Source organism: Mycobacterium sp. E3251 (assembly GCF_001666835.1).
Taxonomy (GTDB): Bacteria; Actinomycetota; Actinomycetes; order Mycobacteriales; family Mycobacteriaceae; genus Mycobacterium.
In genome coordinates this window covers 55,377-80,411 of the sequence record NZ_LZJF01000027.1, presented here as the reverse complement: position 1 = coordinate 80,411, position 25,035 = coordinate 55,377, and the positions used below count along the sequence as shown (strand labels likewise).

Below are 25,035 nucleotides of genomic sequence, written 5' to 3'. Positions count from 1 at the left end.
GTCCGCGCGACCGCGGCGCAGCACGGCGCGCGGATCCTGACCTACGTGGCGGCCTCGAGGGCCACCGGCACCTCGGTGCGGCTGACCGACCAGCGCACGGGGCAGTCGTTCGACGTCTCGGCCGGGGCGGTCATCAACGCGGCCGGGGTGTGGGCGGCCGAGATCGACGGCCTGTTGAGGCTGCGACCCAGCCGCGGCACCCATTTGGTGTTCGACGCCGAGGCTTTCGGCAATCCCACTGCGGCGCTGACGGTTCCGATACCCGGCGAGCTGAACCGGTTCGTGTTCGCCATGCCCGAACAGCTCGGCCGGGTTTACCTGGGACTGACCGACGAAGATGCTCCCGGACCGATCCCGGACGTGCCCACGCCGTCGACGGACGAGGTCGCGTTCCTGCTGGAAACGCTAAACACCGCGTTGGGGGTCGCGCTCGGCCCCGCCGACGTCATCGGGGCGTACGCGGGCCTGCGGCCGCTGATCGACACCGGGGAGGGCCGCACCGCCGACGTCTCGCGCGAGCACGCCGTCGTCGAGTCGGCGTCGGGGATCATCAGCGTGATCGGCGGCAAGCTGACCGAATACCGCTACATGGCACAGGATGTGCTGGACCGGGCGATCGCCCTGCGGCATCTGCGCGCCGCGAAGTGCCGGACCCACGACCTGCCGCTGATCGGCGCGCCCGGCAACCCGGGGTCGACCGGCTCGGGCTCGGTTGCCGGGTTGCCGGCGTCGCTGGTGCGGCGCTACGGCGCGGAGGCGGCAAAGGTCGTCGCGGGCGCCGCCTGCAAGCGCCCGGCCGAGCCGGTCGCCGAGGGCATCGACGTCACTCGGGCGGAATTCGAGTACGCCATCACCCACGAGGGCGCGCTGGACGTCTCGGACGTCCTGGATCGGCGGACGCGCATCGGATTGGTCGCGTCCGATCGCGAGCGCGTGGTGGCGGTGGCGGAGGAGCTCGTCGCGCGGTTCGGTTAGCGGGTCGCGGTGGCACTGAATGTGACTGTCAATTCTGAATGACAGCGACTATCATTTTGTGGATGACGACCCTCCGCGTTCCCGTGCTCATCGTCGGTGCCGGCGCCGCCGGCCTGGCCACCTCGGCGCTGCTGGCCAAACACGGAGTGCGCTCCCTACTGGTGGAGAAGCGGCGGGAGATCTTCATTTATCCGAAGGCCCGCAATCTGAGCTTCCGCACCCTGGAAATCCTGCGCGGCCTGGGACTCGGCGACGAAGTACATGCGGTCGCCGACCACGTTTCGACCATGATGGTCAGGCCCACGCTCAACAGCGCCGAGGAACGACTGGCCATCGACGTGAACTCGATCTTCGCGGGACTTGACGCGCTCAGCCCTGAGCCCGCCGCGCAGTACTGCCCGCAGAGCAGGCTGGAGCCGATCCTGCTCGCCGACACCCGCCGACGGGGTAGCGAGGTGCGGTACGGGACGGAAGTCGTGTCGCTCGAGCAGGACGGGGCGGGCGTCACCGCGGTGGTCCGCGACCGCGACACCGGGGAGTCCGACACTGTCCACGCCGACTACCTCGTCGCTGCCGACGGCGTGCACAGCCCGGTCCGGAACTGGCTGGGCATCACCACGTCCGGTCATGGCGCATTACCGATCTTCGTCGTGTTCATTTATTTCCGCGCGCCCTGGACGAAGTTCGTCTCGCAGTTGGCCGACGGGGATGCCGTGCAGGTCAAGAACTCTGATGTGGATGGCATCTTTCTGTTGGTCGACGGCGAGCTGGGGATGTTCATCACCACGTACTTCCCCGCCACCGGGGAGACCTCGGAGCAGTTCACCCCGCAACGCTGCCGCGATGTGCTCACCAAAGCGATCGGCGAGCGGATTGATATCGACGTCATCGAGGTCGCGGCCTGGCAGCCCTACGAGCAGGTGGCCGACCAATTCCAATGTGGCCGAACCTTTCTCGTCGGTGATTCGGCGCACACCATGCCGCCGTTCAAGGCGGGGGGAGCCAACACCGCCATCCAGAGTGCGCACAACCTGGCCTGGAAACTGGCCGCCGTGGTGGACGGGACCGCCGATCCGGCACTGCTGGACACCTACCAGGCCGAGCGGCACCCGGTGGGGCGGTTCGCCGCCCGGCAGTCGCTGACCGGCCCGACGGTGGCCGTGCTGTCCCCGGGCGGGGAGGTCCCGCAACTGCCGGCCGACGAGGAGTGCTCGATGTTCGAACTTCTCATCGGTTACCGATACCGCTCGGCCGCGGTCGTGAGCCTCGACGGGCCTGCGGCGGATTCGGACGCCGTGCATCTCGTGGGGGAGTTACGCGCTCAGCCCGGCACCCGGGTTCCGCACCTGTGGGTGCGCGACGGCGTGTCGACGCTCGACCTGCTGGGGCCCGGCTTCACCGTGCTCACCGGCGACGAACGCTGGTGTGCGGCCGCGGCTTCAGTGTCGGTAGCCGCCCATCGCATCGATAGCGACGAGTGGGCGGCGGCCACCGGGCTCACTCCCGAAGGCGCGCTGTTGATCCGCCCGGACGATTTCGTCGGCTGGCGTGCCGATGCGCTGCCCGCGGACCCGGAAGGCGAACTGCGCCAGGCGCTTACGAAGATCCTCTGCAGATCATGACCGCCCTGCCGTATTCGATAGCGCCGGTGATATCAAATCCGTGGGTCGCCCAATGGTGGGAGAGCGGTGCGGCGGCGCCGGTGGGACTTACAGCGGAATGTTCTTGTGGCGCCCGCGGCGTGCCGGCGCCTGGGCCAGCGCCTCGGTGAGCTTGCTGCGGGTGTGCGAGGGGTCGATCTTCTCGTCGACCACACCGATCTCGATGGCGCTGTCCACGCCGCCGGCGATCTTCTCGTGCTCGGCGGCCAGCTGGTCGTGCAGCGCTTCGCGCTCGTGATCGGCCGCGGCGGCCAGCTTCTTCTTGTGCAGGATGCCGACGGCGGCCTTCGCGCCCATCACCGCCACCTCGGCGTCCGGCCAGGCGTACACCTTGGTCGCGTTGAGCGAGCGGGAGTTCATCGCGATGTAGGCCCCGCCGTAGGTCTTTCGGGTGACCAGTGTGACGCGCGGAACCGTGCACTCGCCGAACGCGTGCAGCAGCTTGGCGCCGCGACGCACCACGCCGCCCCACTCCTGGTCTACGCCGGGCAGGTAGCCGGGAACATCGACGACCACGATCAGCGGGATGCCGAACGCGTCGCACAGGCGCACGAATCGTGCTGCCTTCTCGGCGCTTTCGGAGTTCAGGCAGCCACCCAGCCGCAACGGGTTGTTGGCCAGGACGCCCACCGTGCGGCCGGACAGCCGGCCCAGCCCGATCACCATCGACGGCGCCCAGTTGGCCTGGAACTCGTCGAACGGCGTCTCGTCATCCAGGATCGCGGTCACGATCGGACGTACGTCGTAGGCCCGCCGAGCCGATTCGGGCAGCAGCGCGTGGATATCGGTGTCACCGGCCTCGGCCCTGCTGCGGTCGAAATGACCCTGCTGGCAGAACAATCCGACCAGGCGGCGGCCACGCTCGTAGGCGTCGAGCTCGTCGTCGGCGACGATGTGGCACACGCCGGACTTCTTGTGGTGGGTCTCCGGGCCGCCGAGGGATGCCATGTCGACGTCCTCACCGGTGACGCTGCGCACCACGTCGGGCCCGGTGACGAACACCCGGCTTTCTGGCGCCATCACGATGACGTCGGTCAGCGCGGGGCCGTAGGCCGCACCCCCGGCGGCGAAACCGACGACCACCGAGATCTGCGGGACATATCCGGACGCGCGAATCATCGCCTCGAACACCGTCCCGACCGCGTGCAACGCCTTGACGCCCTCGGCCAGGCGCGCCCCGCCGGAGTGCCAGATGCCCACGATGGGGCTCTGCTCCTCGATGGCGGTGTCATAGGCGTTGACGATGTGGGCACAGCCCTCGACGCCCATGGCACCGCCCATCACGGTCCCGTCGGTGCAGAACGCGATGGTCCGCACGCCGTTGACGGTGCCCGACGCCGCAAGCACACCCGAGCGGTCACGCTCGTGCAGCAGCTCGACGCTGCCCTCGTCGAAGAAGTTGCTCAGACGCAGCAACGGGTCCCTGGGGTCGAGCGACTCGCCGACCGACGCGGGGGCCATGATTGTCATCGCAGGTCTCCTTGTTTCCGGTGTGCTCTCTGGTGAGGAAGCGCTGATCAGTACCGCCCGAAGGCGATGGCGACGTTGTGCCCGCCGAATCCGAACGAGTTGTTGATGGCGTACTGGTAGTTGCCCGGCCGCGGCTTACCCGCCACCACGTCCAAATCGATTTCGGGATCCTGGTTTTCGAGGTTCAGCGTCGGCGGAACGACCTGGTCCCGCAGGGCGAGCACCGTCAGGATCGACTCGACCGCACCCACCGCGCCGACGGAGTGACCCAGAGCCGCCTTGGGTGCGTACACCGCCGGCTTGTGGCTACCCAACGCGTTGCCGATCGCCTTGCTCTCCGCGACGTCACCCACCGAAGTGCCGGTGGCGTGCGCGTTAACGTGGTCGATGTCGCCAGGAGTCAGGCCGGCCAGCTGAATCGCCCGGCTCATCGCATACCCGGCCCGGAGCCCGTTGGGATCCGGCGCCACCATGTGGTAACCGTCCGAAGTGATGCTGGCACCCATGATCCGGGCCAGGATGTTGGCCCCACGAGCCTTGGCGTGCTCCTCGGTCTCGATCACCATGAGCGCGCCCGCCTCGCCGAACACGAAGCCGGTGCGATCCCGGTCGAACGGGCGGCACGCGCCCGCCGGGTCGTCGTTCTTCGTCGACATCACGATGCGCATCTGGGCGAAGGCCGCGATCGGCACCGCTTCGATCTTGGTCTCGACCCCACCGCAGATAGCGATGTCGGCCTCACCGAAAACGATGTTGCGCCAGGCCTGGGCGACACCCTCGGAACCGGACGCGCACGCCGACACCGGCGTGATCACGCCGGCCTTGGCGTGCCGTTCCAGGCCCACCGCCGCGGCGGCGCCGTTGGGCATGTACTTCTGCACACCCAGCGGAGAGACGGCCTTCATGCCACGGGCGCGCATGTCGTCGTAGCTGAAGACCATCTCCTCCGACGAGCCCAGGCCGGTGCCGATCGACACCAGCAAGCGGTCGGAATCGACCTCCGGCGAGCCGGCGTTCTCCCAGACCCGTCGGCTCAAGATGGTGGACATCCGTTGCAGATAACCCGTCCGGCGCAGCTCGACGCGGGTCATCTGACTGTCGAATTCCTCTAACAGGTGCCCGCCGATCTTCACCGGCAGGTCGAACTCCTCGACGAACGGGTCCTCGAGCCTGCGGATACCACTTTGGCCGTCCAGCAACAGCTTCCAGGTGTTTTCGGCGTCAGTGGCCAGCGCGGTCGTCATGGCGACGCCAGTGACGACCACGTTCGGGAGTGTCTTCCCGGTAACCAGCTCTGTCATGGGTCTTGCGAACGTTCCTTCCGTACTTGTCCGGTTCCTCCTCGGGCCGCTTGCGGCCCGCGTCGTCACCGGACATCGTGCTCAGTACCGCCCGAAGGCGAGCGCCACGTTGTGACCACCGAAGCCGAACGAGTTGTTGATCGCGTAACGGAAATCGCCGTAGCGAGGTTCGCCCGCGACAACATCAAGGTCGATCTCAGGGTCTGGCGTTTCGTAATTCAGTGTTGGCGGTATCACGCCGTCCCGAAGGCTCAATACCGTGAGAACAGATTCCAGCGCGCCGACCGCGCCGATGGAGTGGCCCAGCGCCGACTTCGGCGCGTACACCGCTGCTTGCTCGCAGCCGGCGACCCGGATGGCGTTCGCCTCGGCTGTGTCGCCGATCGGCGTCGCCGTCCCGTGGGCGTTGACGTGGTCAATGTCCTTGGGGGACAAGCCAGCCAACTCGAGTGACCGTTGCATCGCCCGGCCGGCGCGCACGCCGTCCGCCGCCGGCGCGACCATGTGGAACGCGTCCGACGTGATGCCGGCACCCATCAACCGGGCCAGCGGCTTGGCGCCGCGGGCCTTGGCGTGCTCTTCGGTCTCGATGATCATCAAGGCCCCGGCCTCACCGAACACGAAGCCGTCGCGGTCCTTGTCGAACGGCCTCGATGCACGCTCGGGCTCGTCGTTGCGAGTGGACATGGCCCGCATCATGGAGAACGCCGCGATGGGCAGCGCCTCGATGGGACCCTCGACACCGCCGCAGACGGCGAAGTCGGCGTCACCCATTGCGATCTGGCGCCACGCGTGCGCGATCGCCTCCGAGCCGGACGAGCACGCCGACACCGGGGTGATCACCCCGGCCCGGGCGCCCAGCTGCAGGCCCACCACCGCCGCGGCGCCGTTGGGCATGATCATCTGAACGGCCAGCGGCGACACCTTGCGGGGGCCACCCTCGTTCATCAGGTCGTAGCTCTCCACGATCCGCTCGGCGCCACCCAGACCGGTGCCGACCACGACCGAGAACCGGTCGGGGTCGACCTCCGGGCTGCCGGCGGATTCCCAGAGCTGAGTGCTGAGCATCTTGGCCAACCGTTGGACGTAGGACATACGCCGCAGGTCGAGCCTGCTCATGTGCTCGTCGATGGGCTCCTTGAGGTGACCGCCAATCTTGACGGGCAGGTCCCACTTGGTGACGAACTCGTCTTCGAGTACGTGGATGCCGCTTTCGCCGGCCAACAGACCCTTCCACGTGCTCTCGATGTCCGGCGCGATCGATGTCGTCGCCGTGACGGCGGTTACCACAACGCTGGGGTAACCGCCATTGGCAGTGGAAGGCTTGCTCACTTGTCCGCTTCCAGCCTCGCCTTGACGTTGGCAACGGCGTCGGGGTTCTCCGACTCCAGCTTGGCGCGCAGCGCTGCGGCGGCTTCGGGGTCTTCTTCCTCGAGCTTCTGGATGTAGGCGACGACGTCACCGACGGTGCGCAGACCGGCGAGGTCCTCGTCCGGGATCTTCACGCCGTACTTGTCCTCGGTCTGCACCGCGATCTCAACCATCGACAGCGAGTCGATGTCCAGGTCGTCGACGAACGACTTCTCCGGGGTGACCTCGGACGGCTCGATACCGGTGACCTCTTCGATGATCTCCGCAATACCGGCAATGATTTCTTCTTGAGTGACGGCCACAGCCTCTTCCCTTCGTAATGTGTTGTGTTGATCGAACAGAATGTTCTTTAGAGCGGTATGTGGTTGTACTGGAAGCGGCTTTTAGAGTTCGGCCAGTGCGTCCAGGTCTGCGGGTGCTTTGACGGCGCGGGTCGTAACCCCCCGAAGTTCGCGTTTGGCGATTCCGGTCAGAGTGCCCGCAGGGGGGAACTCCACCGCCGCCGTGATTTCCCGGTCACGCATGGTGGCCGTGCACAGGTCCCAGCGCACCGGCTGGGTGAGCTGAGCGACCAGCGCGTCCATCGCCGCCGCCGCCGAGGCGACGGGCTGCCCGTCGCGGTTGGACAGCAGCGTGGCGGTGGGCTCGGCGGTCGCGACCGCGGCTGCCGCGGCGGCGTAGCGGTCGAGGGCCGGAGCCATGTACTTGGTGTGGAACGCCCCGGCCACCCCGAGGGCGCGGACGCGGGCCTTGGCCGGCGGGTCCTCGGCCAGCTTCTCCAGCGCCGTCAGCGGGCCGGCGGCGACGATCTGGCCGACGGCGTTGCGGTTGGCGGGGAACAGGTCGAGCTGCTCGAGGCGGGCCAACACCTCGGCCTCGTCACCGCCGAGCACCGCGGACATGCCGGTCGGCTCGATGGCACAGGCCTTGGCCATTTCGGCGCCGCGGGTGGCGGCCAGCGCGACGGCGTCATCGGCGGCCATCACACCGGCGATCGCGTAGGCCGCGATCTCGCCGACGGAGTGGCCGGCCACGATGAGTTCCGCGGACGACAGCAGGCCGCGCTTGGTGAGCTCCTGGTGGGCCAGCAGGGTGGCCGCCACGACCAGGGGCTGGGTGACCGCGGTGTCGGTGATCTCCTCGGTCGACGCGGTGGTGCCCAGCCGGACCAGGTCGAGGCCGCTGGCCTTCGACCACAGGTCGAGCTGGTCCGCGGCACCCGGCAGGTCGAGCCACGGCGAGAGCATCCCCTCGGTCTGCGAACCCTGTCCGGGCGCAAGCAATGCGATCACGTGTTTAAGAGAACACTGTGGAAACGGTTTTGGCGGGTGTAACAGATTATGAACCTCGTCTTAGGTTTTTGTGTAGTCCCCACAAAATAGCTCCGTAAGCTACATGTTCGATACCGCGCCGCGATCTGTGGCCTGGGTCACTGTGCCTCGGATTGACCCCCAATAGCGGCCCTGACCGGCAGCGGAACCGGCGGCATCGCGTTGGTGCCGACGCTAGCGGGAGCGGTGGGGTAGTTGAGCTGGCCAACCGTCGCCGCCACTCGCAGCACATACGCGTCGCGGGGCTGCGTGGGATCGCGCCCCGTGAAGTCGGTGACCCGCTTGAGCCGGTAGCGGACGGTGTTTGGATGAACGAACAACTTTCTGGCACAAGCTTCAATCGCGCCGCCACAATCTAAGTAAGCGTCAAGGGTCTCGATGAGCGTGGGGCCCGCCGCGGCCAACGGCCCCATGACGTCGGTGTGCAACGCCACGATCGCCGAGGCGTCCCCCATCAGGGCGCGTTCGGGCAGGAGTTCGCGCGCCGGCACGGGGCGGGGCGCCCCCCGCCAGCCGCCGACGGCGTTCATCCCGGAGATCGCCTCGCTGGCGCTGTGGTAGGCCGCGGTCAGCATGGGCGCCGTCGGCCCGATGACCACCGGGCCGTCGGAGAACGCCTCCAGCAAGTCGCCGAGGAATTTGTCGGTGGGCGACAGTTGGCCCGATACGACAGCGACCAGCCAGGTGCCGTGCACATCGGTGAGGGCGGCGCGGCCGTGCCGGGCGGCGATGTCGCGGACGTGCTGGCTGGCCCGCTGGTCGTCGCCCGGTCCCGTCGATCCGCCGGGGCCCGGCGCGGGGACCCCGACCACGACCGTCGCGGGGGCGGTGGTGTCCCAGTTGAGCGCCGCGGCCCGGGACAACAGCTCCGGGCCGGTGTCGCCGCGGACCACCGCGTCGACGACGCTGGCCTCCATCCGGCTGTCCCAGGTGCCGCGCGCCTCGGCCGCGTTCGCGTAGGCCGAGGCCGAGGTGAAGGCCAGGTCGCGGCTGTACTTCAGGACGCCCACGGTCAGGGCGGTCAGCTGCTCTTCGGAGCGGGCCACCAGCGGCAGCACCTCTTCGAAGAACTCCATGGTGACGCGCACCATGTCCACGCTGTGCCGCAACGCGATCCGGCGGGCGAGGTCCTGGGGCACCAGCTCGAAGGCCTGCGCGGTGTAGCTGACGTTGCTGTGGGGGTCCTGCATCCATTCGACGAAGTTGTTGATCGCCGTTTGCACCACCAGGGCGACGCTGGCCCGCTGGGAGGCCTCCAGGTCGGCAAAGAACGGCAACCGGTCCTGCATCACCGAGACCGCCTCGGTGGCCAGCCGGCCGGAGTACTGCTTCAACCGGCGCAGGACCGAATCCGGCACGGTGTCCAGAAGTTCGAGCGGCGACCGGGGCTGCTTGGCGAAGGGGCCGGCGAACGGGTTGTCATTCACCCCTAAAACCTACGCCACTTTTTGGAAGTTACCGCCAAAGCGTCGGCGAGGTGCGCTGTGCGCCGCGGTCGAGTGTGCGGCCAGCCGCACGCTCGACGCCGAATGTGCGGCTGGCCGCATGCTCACGTCCCGCCGCCCGGCTGGCCGGGCGCTCGCGTCCCAGCGAAACCCCGCTACGTGGCCGTCCCCGCCTCGGCGCTCTGCCCGCGGGCGGCCTGCACGTCATCGATCTTGTACTGGCGGGCGGCCGCGACCGGAACCGAGGGGTCGATTTCGCCGTCGCGCGCCAACGCTTCCAGCACCGCGACCACCTGCGACTCGGCGTCGGTGTTGAAATAGCGGCGCGCGGCGGGCCGGGTGTCCGAGAAACCGAACCCGTCGGTGCCCAGGGTGACGAAGGTGCCGGGCACCCATGGCCGGATCTGCTCGGGGACGGCGCGCATCCAGTCCGACACGGCGATCACCGGGCCGGCGGCGTTCGACAGGGCCTGGGTGACGTAGGCGGTCCCGGCGGGCCGGTCGGGGTGACGCAGCTTCGCCCTCTCGACGGCCACGCCGTCGCGGTTGAGTTCGCCCCAGCTGGTCACCGACCAGACGTCGGCGGCGACGTCCCACTCGGCGGCCAGCATCTCGGCCGCCCGCAGCGCGTCCGGCATGGCGACGCCCGAGGCCAGGATCTGGGCGGTGTTCGCGCGCTGTTCGGTGGCGGCGCGGTAGCGGTAGATGCCCCGCAACACGCCCTCCGGATCGAAGTTCTCCGGCTCCGGCGGCTGCACGTACGGCTCGTTGTAGACGGTGATGTAGAAGTACACGTCTTCGGGGTTGTCCCCGAACATCCGCGCCAGCCCGCTTTCGACGATGTAGGCGATCTCGTAGGCGAAGGCCGGGTCGTAGGCGACCACCGCCGGGTTGGTGCTGGCAAGCAGCAGCGAATGGCCGTCGGCGTGCTGCAGACCCTCGCCGGTCAGCGTGGTGCGCCCCGCGGTGGCCCCGAGCAGGAAGCCGCGGGTCATCTGGTCGGCCGCGGCCCACAGCCCGTCGCCGGTGCGCTGGAAGCCGAACATCGAATAGAAGATGTAGATCGGGATCATCGGCTCGTTGTGCGTCGCATATGACGTGCCGGCCGCGATGAACGAGCCCACCGAGCCCGCCTCGTTGATGCCCTCGTGCAGGATCTGCCCGACTTCGCTTTCCTTGTAAGCCAGCATCAGCTCCGCGTCGACGGCGGTGTACAGCTGGCCGAGGCGGTTGTAGATCTTCAGCGACGGGAACCACGAGTCCATGCCGAACGTGCGCGCCTCGTCGGGAATGATCGGCACGATTCGCGGGCCAACCTCCTTGTCCCGCAACACTTCCTTGAAGGTGCGCACGGTCGCCATGGTGGTGGCGACCTCCTGGGTGCCCGAGCCCTTCTTCAGCGCGGAGTAGATCTCGCGCCCGGGCAGCTTGAGCGCCTTGGCCTTGGTGCGGCGCTCGGGCAGAAAGCCGCCGAGGGTGCGGCGACGGTCGAGCATGTAGCGGATCTCCGGCGCGTCAGGGCCGGGGTGGTAGTAGGGCGGCAGGTAGGGGTCCTCGTCCAGCTGCGCGTCGCTGATCGGGATCCGCATGGAGTCGCGGAACCACTTAAGGTCTTCCAGCGCAAGCTTTTTCATCTGGTGCGTGGCGTTGCGGCCCTGGAAGTGCGCGCCCAGCGAGTAGCCCTTGATGGTCTTGGCCAGGATCACCGTTGGCTGGCCCTTGTGGTCGACGGCGGCGCGGTAGGCGGCGTACACCTTGCGGTAGTCGTGGCCGCCGCGCTTGAGATTCCAGATCTCGGAATCGGTCATGTTCTCGACGAGCGCCTTGGTGCGCGGGTCGCGCCCGAAGAAGTGGTCGCGCACGTAGGCGCCGTCGTTGGCCTTATATGTCTGGTAGTCGCCGTCCGGGGTGGTGTTCATCAGGTTCACCAGCGCGCCGTCGCGGTCGGCGTGCAGCAGGGCGTCCCACTCGCGGCCCCAGACCACCTTGATGACGTTCCATCCCGCCCCGCGGAAGAACGACTCCAGTTCCTGGATGATCTTGCCGTTCCCGCGCACCGGCCCGTCGAGGCGCTGCAGGTTGCAGTTGATGACGAACGTCAGGTTGTCCAGGCCCTCGAGCGCCCCGACGTGCGCCAGCCCGCGGCTCTCCGGCTCGTCCATCTCACCGTCGCCCAGGAAGCACCACACGTGCTGGTCGGAGGTGTCCTTGATGCCCCGGTCGTGCAGGTAGTGGTTGAACCGCGCCTGGTAGATGGCGTTGAGCGGGCCCAGGCCCATGGACACGGTGGGGAACTCCCAGAAGTCGGGCATCAGGCGCGGGTGCGGGTAGGACGGCAGCCCACCGCCGGCATGGCTGTGTTCCTGGCGGAAGCCATCGAGCCGATCCTCGCTGAGCCGCCCTTCGAGGAACGCGCGCGCATAAATCCCGGGGGACGCGTGGCCCTGGATGAAAATCTGGTCGCCGCCGCCGGGATGCGATTTGCCCCGGAAGAAGTGGTTGAAGCCGACCTCGTACAGCGCGGCCGACGAGGCGTAGGTCGAAATGTGGCCGCCCACGCCGACTCCCGGGCGCTGGGCGCGGTGCACCATGATGGCGGCGTTCCACCGGATCCACGCCCGGAAGCGCCGTTCGACGTCCTCGTCGCCGGGGAACCACGGTTCCAGTTCCGTCGGGATCGTGTTGACGTAATCGGTTGACGTGAGTGACGGGATGGCCACGCGCTGGTCGCCGGCCCGTTCCAGCAGCCGCAGCATCAGGTACCGCGCCCGCGCCGGCCCGGAGCGCTCCAGCAGTTCGTCGAACGACTCCAGCCACTCCGAGGTCTCTTCGGGGTCGATGTCGGGCAGGTACGACGCGACGCCTTCGCGAATCACCCGAACGCGGTCGGGTTCGCTTGCGCTGCTAGGGGTTTTGGCCAGATCGTGGCGTGCGAACTCGGTTGTCAACGCACTGCTCCTGTAGTTGGCGGGGCTTGTGCCCTCGGGGTGCTGCGCACCGTCTCCCTCTATCGTGCCGCACCGGCGTCTGGCGGGGCTAGCCGACGTCGGGTAGCTGGCACGGGTTCACCCGGCCGACACGAACTCGTGCGTAGCGGGACGATCGGCAAAGCCAACCGGTAACGTCAGGAGCCGTGCTCATCGGATGGCGTGCCGTACTTGCGGGGAGCTTTCCCAGGCGAGGCGCTCTGGCGCTCGGGTGTATCGCGGCGACGCTGATGGGGATCGTGGGGTGTACCACCGTCACCAACGGCACGGCCGGACCCGACACGCAGGTGGCCCCGGCTTATCGGCAGTCGGTGTCCGCGTCGGTGTCCGCGTCGTCGGCGACCTCGCGGGTCCGCGAGTCGCAGCGGCAGCAGTCGCTGACCACCCGGGCGGTGCGCACCTCGTGCGACAACCTGGCCACGACGAGCAAGGACGCGATCGACAAGGTGAACATCTTCGTCGGCGCGTTCAACGCGGGCCGCGGCACCGGTCCCACGGAGGGCCCCGCCATCGACGCGCTGAACAACAGCGCCGACACGGTCAGCAACAGCTTCAACGATGCGCTGTCCCAGCAGCTGAAGGACGCGTTCAACTCGTATATCGACGCGGCCCGCGGGGTGGCCAACGCGATCGGCACCCACGCGGCGACGGGGGAATTCAACCGGCGGGTGGACCGGCTCAACGACGCCAAGACGAAGGCACTCAAACTTTGCCTGGCGTCCTTCTGAGGCGCCTCGTGAGGCGCGGGTGTCGACGCGGTTGAGGCTGTGCGACGATAATCCCCATCGCACGGCGCTGGACGGTTTAAGGAGGCTCCACGGTGGTCGCGGCGGATAACGCCTCGAGCTACGCTCGCAAACTGGGCATCCAACGAGACCAAGTTGTCCAGGAATGGGGCTGGGACGAGGACGCCGACGACGAAATCCGCGCTGACGTGGAGGACGCGTGCGGCGCCGAGTTGCTCGACGAGGACACCGACGAGGTGGTCGACGTCGTCCTGCTGTGGTGGCGCGACGGGGACGGCGACCTGGTCGACACCCTGATGGACGCGATCGGCCCGCTGGCCGAGGACGGCGTGATCTGGGTGCTGACGCCCAAGACCGGCAAGCCCGGCCACGTGCTGCCCGCCGAGATCGCCGAGGCCGCTCCCACCGCCGGCCTGATGCCGACCTCCTCGGTCAACCTGGGCGACTGGAGCGCCAGCCGACTGGTGCAGCCGAAGTCCCGAGCCGGGAAGCGTTGATGCTGCCCGTCGGCGCCACCGCCCCGGACTTCACACTGCGCGACCAGAACCAACAGCGGGTCAGCCTGAGCGCCTACCGCGGCGCCAAGAACGTCCTGTTGGTCTTCTTCCCGCTGGCCTTCACCGGCATCTGCCAGGGCGAGCTGGATCAGCTTCGCGATCACCTGCCCGACTTCGAGAACGACGACAGCGCGGCACTGGCCATCTCGGTGGGACCGCCGCCCACGCACCGGATCTGGTCGCTGGAGAGCGGATTCACGTTCCCGGTGCTGTCAGACTTCTGGCCGCACGGAGAGGTCAGCCAGGCCTACGGCGTATTCAACGACGAGGCCGGCTACCCCAACCGCGGCACCTTCGTCATCGACCGTTCCGGCGTGATCCGGTTCGCGGAGATGAAACAACCCGGCGAATCCCGCAACCAGCGGCTGTGGACCGACGCGCTGGCGGCTTTGCGGGGCTGAGAGTTTTGGGTACTCGGGCGTTGTGCGTGTAGCCTGCCTCGGGCACGGGCGCGTAGCTCAGTGGTAGAGCTCTGGTTTTACACACCAGCGGTCGGCGGTTCGATACCGTCCGCGCCCACCATCGAACTCGTCGGCATTCATTTTGGTCACGGCCCGACGATCAGCGACGCGATCAGGGCCAGGGCGCACACGCCCATGATCGCGACGATCGCCCATCCCATCACGTTGGCGAACCCGTTGTTGGTGTGCCGCCCCATGATTGCCCGGTTGTTGCCGACCAGCGTGATCATCGCCATCAAGGGCGGGGCAAGCACGCCATTGACCGCGGCGGCGTAATACAGCATCCGGAACGGGGGAATCCCGATGAAGTTCAGCCCCACGCCCACGAGCGTGGCCAGGGCGATCACCACGTAGAAGGCGCGCGCCTCGCGGAATGTGTAGCCCAGGCCCGCTTTCCAGCCCAGCGCTTCGGACAGCGCGTAGGAGGCCGAGCCGCTCAGCGTCGGCACGGCCAGGAAGCCGACGCCGATGATCCCCACCGCGAACAGCAGATAGGTCAGATCGCCGGCCAGCGGCCGCAGGGCCAGTGCCGCCTGGTCGGGGGTGTCCACCGACACCACGCCCGCCGGGTGCAGCACGGACGCGCAGGTCAGGATGATGAAGAACTGCACGATGTTGGAGAAGCCCATTCCGACGGCGGTGTCGGCGCGCATGCCGCGGATATCGCTTTCGACCACAACCGGGACGCCCTTGCCGTAGAACTTCATCCGCCCGCGGGCGAAATCCTCCTCGGCCTCCTGGTCGGCCTCCCAGAAAAAGCAGTAGGGCGTGATCGTGGTGCCGAGCACCGCCACGATGTTCAGCGCATAGTCGCGCGACCATTCGAAATGCGGTGTGAACGCGCTGAGCGCCACCGTGGGCCACCACGGATGGTGGACGACGAACGCCGCCACGACGTAGGCCAACAGGCTCAGGCAGACATACTTGAGGAACCGCGCGTAAGCCGGGTAGGGCACTGAAATCTGCAGCGCCAGCGAAATCCCGACGATCACCGCCAACCATGCCAGCAGCGGGGCGTGAACGAGCAACTGACCGGTTGCCGCCATCGCGCCGAGGTCGGCACCGACATTGACCGTGTTGGCGACCAACAGCAGCGACACGGCCACGTAGAGCACGCGGCGCGAATAGTGCTCGCGCAGCACCGCCGCCAGCCCGCGGCCGGTGACCATGCCGATCCGTCCGCAGATTTCTTGGATCGCACCCATGAACGGGTACGTCCATGCGGCCACCCACAGCTGGGCGTAGCCGAATTGGGCACCGGTCTGGCTATAGGTCTGAATGCCCGATGGATCGTCGTCGGACGACCCGGTGACAAACCCGGGTCCGAGAATGTGCCAGGCGGCCGCGGCGCGGGCACGAAGGGACACGCCCGAATGATGGCACATGGCTCGGCTGTCGATCGACTTCTATGGCTCGCCCTGGTGTGGCAGCCTCAGGGGCGTGAATGTCGAACCCGTGGAACCGTTTCGCATCGACGTCCCCGACGACGTCCTGGACGACCTGCAATCGCGGCTGACCCGCACCCGCTGGCCGGAAGCCGAGTGCGTGGACGACTGGAGCCAGGGCATGCCGCTGGCCTACACCCGCGAACTGGCCGGCTATTGGGCCGACGAGTACGACTGGCGCTCCCGCGAGGACGCGCTCAACCGCTTCGACCAGTTCATCACCGAGATCGACGGGCTGGACATTCATTTCGTCCACCACCGGTCGCCGCACGACGACGCGTTCCCGCTGCTGATCACCCACGGCTGGCCCGGCTCGATCGTGGAGTTCCACAAGGTGATCGAGCCGCTGACCAATCCGACGTCCGGGCGCGCCGAGGACGCCTTCCACGTGATCTGCCCGTCGCTGCCGGGATACGGGTTTTCCGGCAAGCCGACGCGCACGGGCTGGGGCGTGCAGAAGATCGCCGAGGCCTGGGAGACGTTGATGCTGCGCCTGGGCTACGACCGCTACGGCGCCCAGGGCGGCGACTGGGGCGCCGCCGTGACCACCCAGATCGGCCGGAACGGCGGCCACTGCGCGGGCATCCACCTCAACATGCCGATCGGGCGGCCCACCCCGGAGTCGCTCAAGAACCCGACCGAAGAGGAGCAGCGGGCAATGGCCGCAATGGCCGAGCACCGCGAGTGGGGCACCGGCTATTCCAAGCAGCAGTCCACCCGGCCGCAAACGCTGGGCTACGGGCTGGCCGATTCGCCGGTGGGGCAAATGGCGTGGATCGTCGAGAAGTTCTGGGCGTGGGCCGATTGCGACGGTCACCCGGAGAATGTGTTCACCCGAGACGAGCTGCTGGACAACGTGATGCTCTATTGGGTGAACAACACCGGCGCGTCGTCGGCCCGCCTGTACTGGGAGAGCTTCAGGGTCTTTGGTCAGCTGGGCCGCGTCGAAATGCCCACGGGCGTCGCGGCTTTCCCGGGCGAGCTGCTGAAGACGCCCAGAAGCTGGTGCGAGCCGGTCTACAACATCACGCACTGGACGACCATGGAGCGCGGCGGGCACTTCGCCGCGTTCGAGCAGCCCGAGCTGTTCGTCGAGGACGTGGGCGCGTTCTTCGCGACGGTGCGGGCCTAGACGATCCGCCGGCCGCGCCGCGCCCGAAAACGCATGTCCCACAAGTAGATCTGATATCCGAGGAGCCAGATCCCGTGCGGCAGGAAGAGGTCTGCCAGCCGCAGCGCGGACAGCAGCCACTCGAACCGGCGCTGTTGGCCGGGGGACCAGTCCAGCTGCATCAGCGCGCGAAACTCCGGAGCCAAAAACCCCGTCGTCGCAAAGAGGTTGAACGGCCCCGCCAAGACTCGCAACGGCCACGGCAGGAACGCCAGCGACGCCACGCCGCGCAGATGCTCCCGTACCGGAGGGTCGATGCGCAGCTCGTCGAGCGTGTGCTTCCAGTACTCGTCGAACGCCGCCCGGTCCGGCGGCCACATGCGATCGGGCACCTGCAGCGTGGTGGCCAGCCGCTTGGCGTCGAGGTAGACGGCGTCGGCGGTGGCCGGATCATTCGGGTCGAGCGGGCCGTGCAGGAACTCGTGCTGGTCGATGAAATAGCGGTACAGACACGAGGCCACCCACAGCTGCAGCTTGGGGTCGAAAGCGTTGTAGGACACCGGGCTTGATGACGTGGATCGGACCTGCCGGTGCGCGATGTCGACGGCGCCGCGGATCAAAGCGCGGTCGGACTCGGTCCCGATCGTGGCGACCGCGAGGTAGGTGCCGGTGGTGCGGGCCCGCTTGAACGGATGCTTGTACACGTTGCCGCTGTCCACCGGGCTTTCCAGCACGCCGTACCCGACGCCGGGTAGGGACAACTGCATGATCACGTTCGCGGCCGGGAGCAGCAGTGCCGCCGGGTTCAACAGGTCGGCGACCCGGGTCGCGGGCCGCTTCATCGCGGACGACGCCATGTCGCTGAGTCAACCATGTACTCCCACGACCGAGGGCCGAGACGTTATAACCGGCCGAAAACGGGCACGCCTGGGCAGATGAGTACCCAATTCGGCGTCTCGGCCTCCGGGCCGCCGCGCCACCGGGCGGCCGTGTCGACGGGCGCCCTCGAATCATCCCTACTGATGTGGTGGGTGATCGGCTTGCTGATCGCCGTGGTGATCGTCGCGGCCGTCTTCGCCATGGCGTAGGCCGCGCCAAGGCTCGTCTGGCCGGCGCGCCCCGTGTGAGACGCTGCCAGGGTGTTGGCGACCCGGACCCGGTTGGCCGGCGTGCTGGCCGGCTACCTTGCCGACGTCGCGCTGGGCGACCCGGTGCGGGGGCATCCGGTCGCGGCCTTCGGGCGGGTCGCCGCCGGTGTGGAGCGGGTGACCTACCGCGACAGCAGGGCCGCGGGGGCGGTGCACGTCGGGGCGCTGGTCGGGGCCGTCGGCTTGCTCGGCGCCGCGCTGCAACGGATCGCCGACCGCGGGGGCCCACCCTGGTCGATCGCCGCCACCGCAGCGGCCACCTGGGTATCGGTGGGCGGAACATCGTTGGCGCGCACCGGCTTGGCGATGTCGGAACTGCTGGAACGCGGGGACGTCGAGGCCGCGCGCCGGCTGCTGCCGTCGCTGTGCGGGCGCGATCCGGCCACGCTGGACGGCGCCGGCCTCACGCGTGCGTCGCTGGAATCGATCGCGGAGAACACGTCCGACGCCCAGGTGGCGCCGCTGCTGTGCGCGGCGATGGGCGGGACGCCCGCGGTGCTGGCGTACCGCGCCGTCAACACGCTGGACTCGATGATCGGCTATCGCTCGGTGCGTTACGCCCGATTCGGTTGGGCCGCAGCGAGATTGGATGATGTGGCTAACTACCTCGGCGCGCGGGCGACGGCGGTGCTGGTGGTGATGTTCGCCCCGTTTGTCAGCGGGTCGCCCTCGGGCGCGGTGCGGGCCTGGCGCCGTGATGCCGCCCGTCACCCCAGCCCCAACGCCGGTGTCGTCGAGGCGGCCTTCGCCGGGGCGCTGGGGGTCCGACTCGGCGGGCCGACCCAGTACCGCCACGAGTTGCAGATCCGGCCGACCCTGGGCGACGGACACCAGCCGACGGTGGCCGACCTGCGCCGCGCCGTGGCGCTGTCGCGGACGGTGCAAGCGGGCGCCGCGCTGCTGGCGGTGCTGCTGTGTTACCTGCGGCGGCCGTAGCGGTCGGCGAGTTTCGCCTCCACGGTCTTCGGGGTCTCTGGAGCCGGCGCCGCCTCGGCCGCGGGTTGCTGTTGCTTTTCCCGTCGGCGCGCGCGGATCTCGGAATAGATGAAGTAGCCCAACCCGAGTGGCGCGACGATGCCGAACGAGATCCACTGAATTCCGTAGGACAGGAAGGGCCCGGCGTCCAGGTGCGGCACGCCGATCACGCCGAGCCCGCCGGGCTGGTCCTCGGTCAACTGAAGATACGAGCCCGCCAGCGGGACCTTGGTCAGCGCCGCGACCTGTTCGGTGCTGATCGAGTACACCTGCTGCACACCGTCTTGGGTGAAGGGATCTTTGCCCGGCGCGACGGCCTCGGAGTCGCGCAGCCGCGCGGTGATGGTGACCGTGTCCTGGGGCGGGCGGGGGATCGGCGGGACGTGGGATCCCTGTTCGGGCCGCACGTAGCCGCGGTCCACGAGCACGGTGGGTCCGGCGTCGACGACGAACGGTGCCAGCACCTCGAACGCCGGCTTGCCCTCGATCACCCGCAACCGGGCGAGCACCTGGACGTCGGGCAGGTAGTGCCCGGTGGCCGTCACGCGGCGCCACTGCGCGTTCGTGGCCGAGGAATTCTGTTGTGGCAGAAGCGTTTTGAGTGGGACGGGTTCGGTGTTGAGGGAATACTCGATCTGGCGGTTCTCCCGCGACGTCCGGTTGTGCTTGCCCAGCTGCCAGGGCGCCAGCACCGTGAAGCACAGGTAGGTGAAGGCGACGACCACGAGCGCCAGCGCGATCCAGCCGGGCCGCAGCAGGAACGCCAGCCGACGCAGCGCCCGGGGCATCAGGGCGATCCGTTCCCGCCGAGCCGGTCGTCCACCCAGGCGTGCAGGCCGGGCAGCGCGGCCTCGATGACCGCGAAGACCTCCTCGAAGTCCTGCGCGTCGCCGTAGTAGGGGTCCTCCACGTCGGGGGCGTGGGCGCCCGAACGCGGGTCGAAGGACCGCAACATCCGCACCCGCTCGTCGTCGACACCCAGCTCGCGCAGCATCCGCAGATGGTTACGGCCCAGCGCCACCACCAGGTCGGCGGCCAGATGGTCGGCCTCGACCTGAGCGGCGCGGTGGTCGGTGGAGTAGCCGTGGGCGCGCAGCACATCGGCCGCCCGCTCGTCGGCGCATTGGCCGACATGCCAGTTGCCGGTGCCCGCGCTGGTCACCCGAACGGCGTCGGCCAGGCCGCGGCGGCGCAGCTGGTCGGCGAACATCTTCTCGGCCATTACCGACCGGCAGATGTTCCCCGTGCAGACGAAGGTGACGTGCAGCGGCTCAGACACCGAGCGCCGCCCGCAGCTCGTCGATGGTCGCGGCGTGCGTCACGCCGGTGACGCCGAACCCGTCGGCGAAATCGTCCCGCCCGTAACCCCAGCCCACCACCACCGTGTCGATGCCGTGCGCGGCCGCGCCGTGCACGTCGTGGCTGCGGTCGCCGACCATGAGCACCCGCTCGGGCAGCGGCTGCAGTTGCTCCAACGCGTGCGCCAGCACGTCGACCTTGGTCTTGCGGGAGCCGTCGGGGCTCGCCCCGGCGATCACCTCGAAATACCCATCGAGCCCGAAATGGGCGAGGATGCGCCGCGCCGTCGGTTCGAGCTTCGAGGTGGCCACGGCCAGCCGGACACCGGCGGCGCTCAAATCGGCCAGCAGCGGCTCGATGCCCTCGAACAGCGTGTTCATCGCCCAGCCCCGGCTGCCGTATTCGGCGCGGAAGGCGGTGATGGCCCGCTCGGCGTCCCCGCCCAGCATGGACCGGAAGGTGTCGTCCATCGGCGGGCCCACGATCTGCGCCACCAGGTCGCCGTCGGGCACAGCGACGCCGACGTGCTCGAGTGCATGCAGAAAGCTGGCCACGATGCCCTCCGCGGAGTCGGTGAGGGTGCCGTCGAGGTCGAAGATCACCAGCTCGGTGGTGAGGCCCGGCGAAGGGCGATCGGTGGACGTTGTGCCTGTCACCTCACCATTGTCCTCGATGGCCGCGTCCGGGTGTGACGGTGTCGCTGCCACCCGCCCGAGCGGCCCACTAGTGTTTCTCGGATGGCGAGTCTGAACTTGAGCCCGCCTGCGACGCGCTATCACGGTGATCAGGCCGTCGCACCCGGGATGCTGGATTTCGCCGTCAACGTCCGTCACGCGCAACCGCCCGAGTGGCTGGTGCGGCGGCTGGCCGCGCGGCTGCCGGATCTTGGGCGCTACCCCAGCGCCCAGGACGTGCGCGCGGCGCAGGAAAAGGTCGCGGAGCGGCACGGCAGGCAACACGACGAGGTGCTGCCGCTGGCCGGGGCCGCGGAGGGGTTCGCGCTGCTGAGCAACCTGCGTCCGGCGCGGGCGGCGGTCGTCGCGCCCGCCTTCACCGAGCCGGCGGACGCTCTGGGCGCGGCCGGGGTGCCCGTGCACCACGTGGTGCTCGAGCCGCCCTTCGGCCTGGACGCGGTGAGCGTTCCCGAGGACGCCGACCTGGTCGTGGTGGGCAACCCGACCAACCCGACCTCGGTGCTGCACACCCGCGAGCAGCTGCTCGCGTTGCGCCGGCCCGGCCGGATCCTGGTGGTCGACGAGGCGTTCGCCGATTCGATCCCGGGCGAACCCGAGTCGCTGGCCGCTGATTCGCTGCCCGATGTGCTGGTGCTGCGCAGCCTGACCAAGACGTGGGCGCTGGCGGGATTGCGGGTGGGCTACGCCCTGGGCTCCCCGGAAATGCTGGCCCGGTTGACCTCGCAGCGTGCCCACTGGCCGGTGGGGACGCTGCAACTGGCGGCCATCGCGGCGTGTTGCGGCCGGCAGGCCGTCGCCGAGGCGGCGGCCGGTGCCGCGCGCCTGGCGGAGTTGCGTGCCGAGATGGTGGCCGGCCTGACGTCGGTGGGCGCCGAGGTGGTCGACGGCCGGGCACCGTTCGTGCTGTTCCGCAGGCCTGACGCGGTGGAGCTTCGAAAGGCATTGCGGGACAAGGAGATAGCTATCCGTCGCTGTGATACTTTCGTCGGCTTGGATGAGAGTTACCTGCGGGCCACGGTGCGCCGGGAGTGGCCGCTGCTGGTCGCAGCCATCGCGGAGGTGCGCCGGTGAGCGTGCGGCTGGCCGACATCATCGACGTGCTGGACGAGGCCTACCCGCCGCGGCTCGCCGAATCCTGGGACTCGGTGGGCCTGGTGTGCGGCGACCCCGGCGACGCGATCGAGTCGGTGACCGTCGCGGTCGACGCGACGGCCGCCGTCGTCGACCAAGTTCCCGAGGGTGACCTGCTGCTGGCCCATCACCCCTTGCTGCTGCGCGGGGTCGACACCGTGGCGGCCAGCACGCCCAAGGGTGCGCTGGTGCACCGCCTGATCCGAACGGGGCGTTCGCTGTTCACCGCGCACACCAACGCCGACTCGGCGTCACCGGGCGTGTCCGATGCGCTGGCCCAGGCCCTCGGCCTCACCGTCGAAGCCGCCCTGGAGCCGCGAACGGCCGCGCCCGACCTGGACAAGTGGGTCATCTATGTGCCGCGCGACAACGCGGAAGCGGTGCGGGCGGCCGTGTTCGAGGCGGGCGCCGGGCACATCGGCGACTACTCGCACTGCAGCTGGAGCGTCAGCGGCATCGGGCAGTTCCTGCCCCACGAAGGCGCATCGCCCGCGGTGGGCAGCATCGGAGCCGTCGAGAAGGTGGCCGAGGACCGGTTCGAGGTCGTCGCGCCCGCCCGGATCCGGGCCGCCGTGCTGGCGGCCATGCGCGCCGCCCATCCCTACGAGGAGCCCGCGTTCGACGTCTTCGCGCTGCTGCCCCCGCCCGGCGGCGCCGGGCTGGGCCGCATCGGCGCCCTGCCCCGGCCCGAACCGCTGCGCGACTTCGTGGCCCGCGTCGAAGCCGCCCTGCCGCGCACGGCGTGGGGCGTCCGCGCGGCCGGCGATCCCGACCTGTCGGTATCCCGGGTCGCCGTTTGCGGCGGCGCCGGGGACTCGCTGCTCGCGGCGGCGGCCGGCGCGGATGTGCAGGCGTACGTCACGGCCGACCTGCGGCACCATCCCGCCGACGAACATCGCCGGGCCTCCGGCGTGGCGCTGATCGACGTGGCGCACTGGGCGAGCGAATTCCCCTGGTGCGACCAGGCCGCCGACCTGCTGCGGTCGCGTTTCGGTGCCGCGCTGCCGGTGCGGGTATGCACCATTCGCACCGACCCATGGACTATGGGGCAACTGGAGGGTGACCACTGATGAAGGCCGAAGTCGCTCAGCAGCGTTCGCTGCTCGAGCTGTCGAAGCTGGATGCCGAGCTGTCCCGCATCACGCACCGGGCCAGCCATCTGGCGGAGCAACAGGCCTGCGAGCGGCTGCAGGAGGAGCTCAGCGCCGCCGGCGACCGCGTGGGCGCCATTCGGATCGCGTTGGAGGACATCGACGTTCAGGTGTCGCGACTCGAGTCCGAAATCGAGGCGGTTCGCCAGCGCGAGGACCGCGACCGCTCGTTGCTGCAGTCCGGTGCCACCGACGCGAAGCAACTGTCGGATCTGCAGCACGAGCTGGAGACCCTGACGCGCCGCCAGGCCAGCCTGGAAGATTCGCTGCTCGATGTGCTGGAGCGCCGCGAGGAACTGCAGTCCCAGCTGGATGACGGCCAGGGCAAGGTCGAAGCGCTGGAGGCCGAACTCGCCGACGCCCAGCGGGCTCTCGACGCCGCGCTCGCCGAAATCAGCGAGACCCGGCAAGCTCATTCGTCACGGCGCGAAACGCTGAGCGCGGCGCTGGACCCGGCCCTGTCCGCCTTGTACGAACGCCAGCGCGCCGGGGGAGGCCCGGGCGCCGGACCGTTGCTCGGGCGGCGGTGTGGTGCCTGTCGCCTCGAGATCGACCGGGGCGAGATGTCGCGGATCTCCGCCGCCGCCGACGACGACGTGGTGCGGTGCCCGGAGTGCGGCGCGATCCTGTTGCGGGTCAAGGGGTTGGACCAGTGAAGGTGGTGATCGAGGCCGACGGCGGGTCGCGCGGCAATCCCGGCCCGGCCGGATACGGCGCCGTGGTCTGGACGGAGGACCGCGCGACGGTGCTGGCGGAAACCAAGCAGGCCATCGGCCGGGCCACCAACAACGTGGCCGAATACCGTGGCCTGTTGGCCGGTTTGGACGACGCCCTGCGGGTTGGCGCGACCGAGGCCGCGGTCTTCCTGGATTCCAAGCTGCTGGTGGAGCAGATGTCGGGGCGGTGGAAGGTCAAGCATCCCGACCTGGTCGAGCTGCACGGCCAGGCCCGAAAGCTGGCGGCGCGCTTCGATCGGATCAGCTACACGTGGATTCCGCGGGACCGCAACTCTTATGCCGATCGGCTGGCGAACGAGGCGATGGACGCCGCCGCCAGCGGCACGGGGGAAGATCCCGGACTGGCCGCGGCCGAACCCGCGAAAACCGCTGCGGCGCAGTCCTCGCCACCCCCGCATGCGCCCGGATGGACCGGGGCGCGCGGTACGCCGACCAGGCTGCTGCTGCTGCGGCACGGCCAGACCGAGCTGTCGGCGCAGCGCCGCTATTCGGGCCGCGGCAACCCGGCCCTGACCGAAGTGGGCCGCCGGCAGGCCGACGCCGCGGCGCGTTATCTGGCGCAGCGCGGCGGAATCTCGGCGGTGTTCGCCTCGCCGCTGCAGCGGGCCTACGACACCGCGGCCAGGGCCGCCAAGGCGCTCGGCCTGGACGTGACCGTCGACGACGACTTGATCGAGACCGACTTCGGCGCCTGGGAGGGATTGACGTTCGCCGAGGCCGCCGAGCGCGACCCGGAACTGCACGGGCGCTGGCTGCGGGACACCGGCACCACCCCGCCGGGCGGTGAAAGCTTCGACGACGTGCTCGACCGGGTACTGCGGGCGCGCGAACGCATCATCGCCGCGCACCAGGGCACGACGGTGCTGGTGGTGTCCCACGTGACGCCGATCAAGATGCTGCTGCGGCTCGCGCTGGAGGCCGGGCCGGGCATCCTGTACCGGCTGCATCTCGACCTGGCATCGCTGAGCATTGCGGAGTTCTATTCTGACGGGGCGTCGTCCGTGCGTCTGGTGAACCAGACGGGCTACCTGTAGGCGC

The 25,035-nt window shown here is 69.0% G+C and carries 24 protein-coding genes and 1 tRNA gene; 13 read left to right on the top strand and 12 right to left on the bottom strand.

The window, feature by feature from the left end:
• Positions 1-975, top strand: a 975-nt coding sequence (locus A5697_RS04200) for a glycerol-3-phosphate dehydrogenase/oxidase (RefSeq protein ID WP_156673141.1), incomplete at its 5' end; no start/stop codon positions are given.
• A 62-nt stretch (positions 976-1,037) separates the two neighbouring features.
• A complete protein-coding gene (locus A5697_RS04195) occupies positions 1,038-2,597 on the top strand; it encodes an FAD-dependent monooxygenase (RefSeq protein WP_068008240.1) in 1,560 nt (519 codons plus the stop codon).
• An 87-nt stretch (positions 2,598-2,684) separates the two neighbouring features.
• Here A5697_RS04195 and A5697_RS04190 read toward each other — a convergent pair whose 3' ends face one another.
• The 7 genes from A5697_RS04190 to aceE form a co-directional block, all read right to left on the bottom strand.
• Positions 2,685-4,106, bottom strand: coding sequence for an acyl-CoA carboxylase subunit beta (locus A5697_RS04190; protein WP_067947389.1), 1,422 nt, complete (start codon positions 4,104-4,106; stop codon positions 2,685-2,687).
• 47 nt (positions 4,107-4,153) lie between these two features.
• Positions 4,154-5,407 carry a 3-oxoacyl-ACP synthase KasB gene (kasB, locus tag A5697_RS04185; protein ID WP_068008235.1) on the bottom strand — a complete coding sequence of 418 codons (1,254 nt, stop codon included), beginning with the start codon at positions 5,405-5,407 and terminating at the stop codon, positions 4,154-4,156.
• Positions 5,408-5,488: 81 nt separating this feature from the next.
• Positions 5,489-6,739 (bottom strand): 3-oxoacyl-ACP synthase KasA, encoded by a 1,251-nt coding sequence (gene kasA / locus A5697_RS04180; RefSeq protein WP_067947394.1) that lies wholly within the window; start codon positions 6,737-6,739, stop codon positions 5,489-5,491.
• Positions 6,736-7,080 (bottom strand): meromycolate extension acyl carrier protein AcpM, encoded by a 345-nt coding sequence (gene acpM, locus A5697_RS04175; protein WP_066949723.1) that lies wholly within the window; start codon positions 7,078-7,080, stop codon positions 6,736-6,738. The genes kasA and acpM overlap by 4 nt, the downstream gene beginning before the upstream one ends.
• 81 nt (positions 7,081-7,161) lie before the next feature.
• Positions 7,162-8,070 carry an ACP S-malonyltransferase gene (locus A5697_RS04170; RefSeq protein ID WP_068008232.1) on the bottom strand — a complete coding sequence of 303 codons (909 nt, stop codon included), beginning with the start codon at positions 8,068-8,070 and terminating at the stop codon, positions 7,162-7,164.
• A 137-nt stretch (positions 8,071-8,207) separates the two neighbouring features.
• Positions 8,208-9,536, bottom strand: a complete 1,329-nt coding sequence (locus tag A5697_RS04165; RefSeq protein ID WP_067947398.1) for a CdaR family transcriptional regulator — start codon at positions 9,534-9,536, stop codon at positions 8,208-8,210.
• A gap of 173 nt (positions 9,537-9,709) precedes the next feature.
• Positions 9,710-12,502 carry a pyruvate dehydrogenase (acetyl-transferring), homodimeric type gene (gene aceE / locus A5697_RS04160; RefSeq protein WP_068008229.1) on the bottom strand — a complete coding sequence of 931 codons (2,793 nt, stop codon included), beginning with the start codon at positions 12,500-12,502 and terminating at the stop codon, positions 9,710-9,712.
• Positions 12,503-12,687: 185 nt separating this feature from the next.
• Between aceE and A5697_RS04155 the strand changes: the two genes are divergently transcribed.
• The 4 genes from A5697_RS04155 (at position 12,688) to A5697_RS04140 (ending at position 14,366) form a co-directional block, all read left to right on the top strand.
• Complete coding sequence (locus A5697_RS04155; protein WP_067947402.1) at positions 12,688-13,269, top strand: hypothetical protein; 582 nt, start codon at positions 12,688-12,690, stop codon at positions 13,267-13,269.
• Positions 13,270-13,361: 92 nt separating this feature from the next.
• Positions 13,362-13,784, top strand: a complete 423-nt coding sequence (locus tag A5697_RS04150) for a DUF3052 domain-containing protein (RefSeq protein ID WP_068008227.1) — start codon at positions 13,362-13,364, stop codon at positions 13,782-13,784.
• Positions 13,784-14,245, top strand: a complete 462-nt coding sequence (locus A5697_RS04145) for a peroxiredoxin (protein WP_067947403.1) — start codon at positions 13,784-13,786, stop codon at positions 14,243-14,245. The genes A5697_RS04150 and A5697_RS04145 overlap by 1 nt, the downstream gene beginning before the upstream one ends.
• A 46-nt stretch (positions 14,246-14,291) precedes the next feature.
• Positions 14,292-14,366: transfer RNA gene (locus A5697_RS04140), tRNA-Val, on the top strand.
• Positions 14,367-14,391: 25 nt separating this feature from the next.
• On the opposite strand, the gene A5697_RS04135 is transcribed toward A5697_RS04140, so the two are convergent.
• The gene (locus A5697_RS04135; protein WP_197500908.1) at positions 14,392-15,672 is read right to left on the bottom strand and encodes an NRAMP family divalent metal transporter; all 1,281 of its coding nucleotides are present in this window, start codon (positions 15,670-15,672) and stop codon (positions 14,392-14,394) included.
• Positions 15,673-15,760: 88 nt separating this feature from the next.
• Here A5697_RS04135 and A5697_RS04130 point away from each other — a divergent pair, with 88 nt between their 5' ends.
• Positions 15,761-16,882, top strand: coding sequence for an epoxide hydrolase family protein (locus A5697_RS04130; RefSeq protein ID WP_068008270.1), 1,122 nt, complete (start codon positions 15,761-15,763; stop codon positions 16,880-16,882).
• Here A5697_RS04130 and A5697_RS04125 read toward each other — a convergent pair.
• Positions 16,879-17,703, bottom strand: a complete 825-nt coding sequence (locus A5697_RS04125) for an oxygenase MpaB family protein (RefSeq protein WP_068008267.1) — start codon at positions 17,701-17,703, stop codon at positions 16,879-16,881. The genes A5697_RS04130 and A5697_RS04125 overlap by 4 nt on opposite strands.
• Before the next feature lie 93 nt (positions 17,704-17,796).
• Between A5697_RS04125 and A5697_RS27570 the strand changes: the two genes are divergently transcribed.
• Positions 17,797-17,949: a hypothetical protein gene (locus tag A5697_RS27570; protein WP_156673139.1), complete on the top strand. Its 153-nt coding sequence runs from the start codon at positions 17,797-17,799 to the stop codon at positions 17,947-17,949.
• Between the two features lie 51 nt (positions 17,950-18,000).
• Positions 18,001-18,945 carry a cobalamin biosynthesis protein gene (locus A5697_RS04120; protein WP_068008224.1) on the top strand — a complete coding sequence of 315 codons (945 nt, stop codon included), beginning with the start codon at positions 18,001-18,003 and terminating at the stop codon, positions 18,943-18,945.
• Here the strand turns inward: A5697_RS04120 and A5697_RS04115 are convergent.
• The 3 genes from A5697_RS04115 to A5697_RS04105 are packed head-to-tail and all read right to left on the bottom strand — an operon-like array spanning position 18,927 to position 20,939.
• Positions 18,927-19,760: an SURF1 family protein gene (locus A5697_RS04115; RefSeq protein WP_156673146.1), complete on the bottom strand. Its 834-nt coding sequence runs from the start codon at positions 19,758-19,760 to the stop codon at positions 18,927-18,929. The genes A5697_RS04120 and A5697_RS04115 overlap by 19 nt on opposite strands.
• Before the next feature lie 11 nt (positions 19,761-19,771).
• The gene (locus A5697_RS04110; RefSeq protein WP_067947411.1) at positions 19,772-20,263 is read right to left on the bottom strand and encodes a low molecular weight protein-tyrosine-phosphatase; all 492 of its coding nucleotides are present in this window, start codon (positions 20,261-20,263) and stop codon (positions 19,772-19,774) included.
• Positions 20,256-20,939: an HAD-IA family hydrolase gene (locus A5697_RS04105; RefSeq protein ID WP_197500907.1), complete on the bottom strand. Its 684-nt coding sequence runs from the start codon at positions 20,937-20,939 to the stop codon at positions 20,256-20,258. Before A5697_RS04105 ends, A5697_RS04110 begins: the two co-directional genes overlap by 8 nt.
• Before the next feature lie 81 nt (positions 20,940-21,020).
• Here A5697_RS04105 and cobC point away from each other — a divergent pair, with 81 nt between their 5' ends.
• The 4 genes from cobC to A5697_RS04085 are packed head-to-tail and all read left to right on the top strand — an operon-like array spanning position 21,021 to position 25,031.
• The gene (cobC, locus tag A5697_RS04100; RefSeq protein WP_067947413.1) at positions 21,021-22,049 is read left to right on the top strand and encodes an Rv2231c family pyridoxal phosphate-dependent protein CobC; all 1,029 of its coding nucleotides are present in this window, start codon (positions 21,021-21,023) and stop codon (positions 22,047-22,049) included.
• On the top strand, positions 22,046-23,179 hold the full coding sequence (locus A5697_RS04095) for a Nif3-like dinuclear metal center hexameric protein (protein WP_067947415.1): 1,134 nt from the start codon (positions 22,046-22,048) through the stop codon (positions 23,177-23,179). The genes cobC and A5697_RS04095 overlap by 4 nt, the downstream gene beginning before the upstream one ends.
• Positions 23,179-23,916 carry a zinc ribbon domain-containing protein gene (locus tag A5697_RS04090; protein WP_068008218.1) on the top strand — a complete coding sequence of 246 codons (738 nt, stop codon included), beginning with the start codon at positions 23,179-23,181 and terminating at the stop codon, positions 23,914-23,916. The genes A5697_RS04095 and A5697_RS04090 overlap by 1 nt, the downstream gene beginning before the upstream one ends.
• Entirely contained in the window at positions 23,913-25,031 is a 1,119-nt protein-coding gene (locus A5697_RS04085) for a bifunctional RNase H/acid phosphatase (protein WP_067947419.1), read from the top strand. The genes A5697_RS04090 and A5697_RS04085 overlap by 4 nt, the downstream gene beginning before the upstream one ends.
• Positions 25,032-25,035 lie beyond the last annotated feature (4 nt).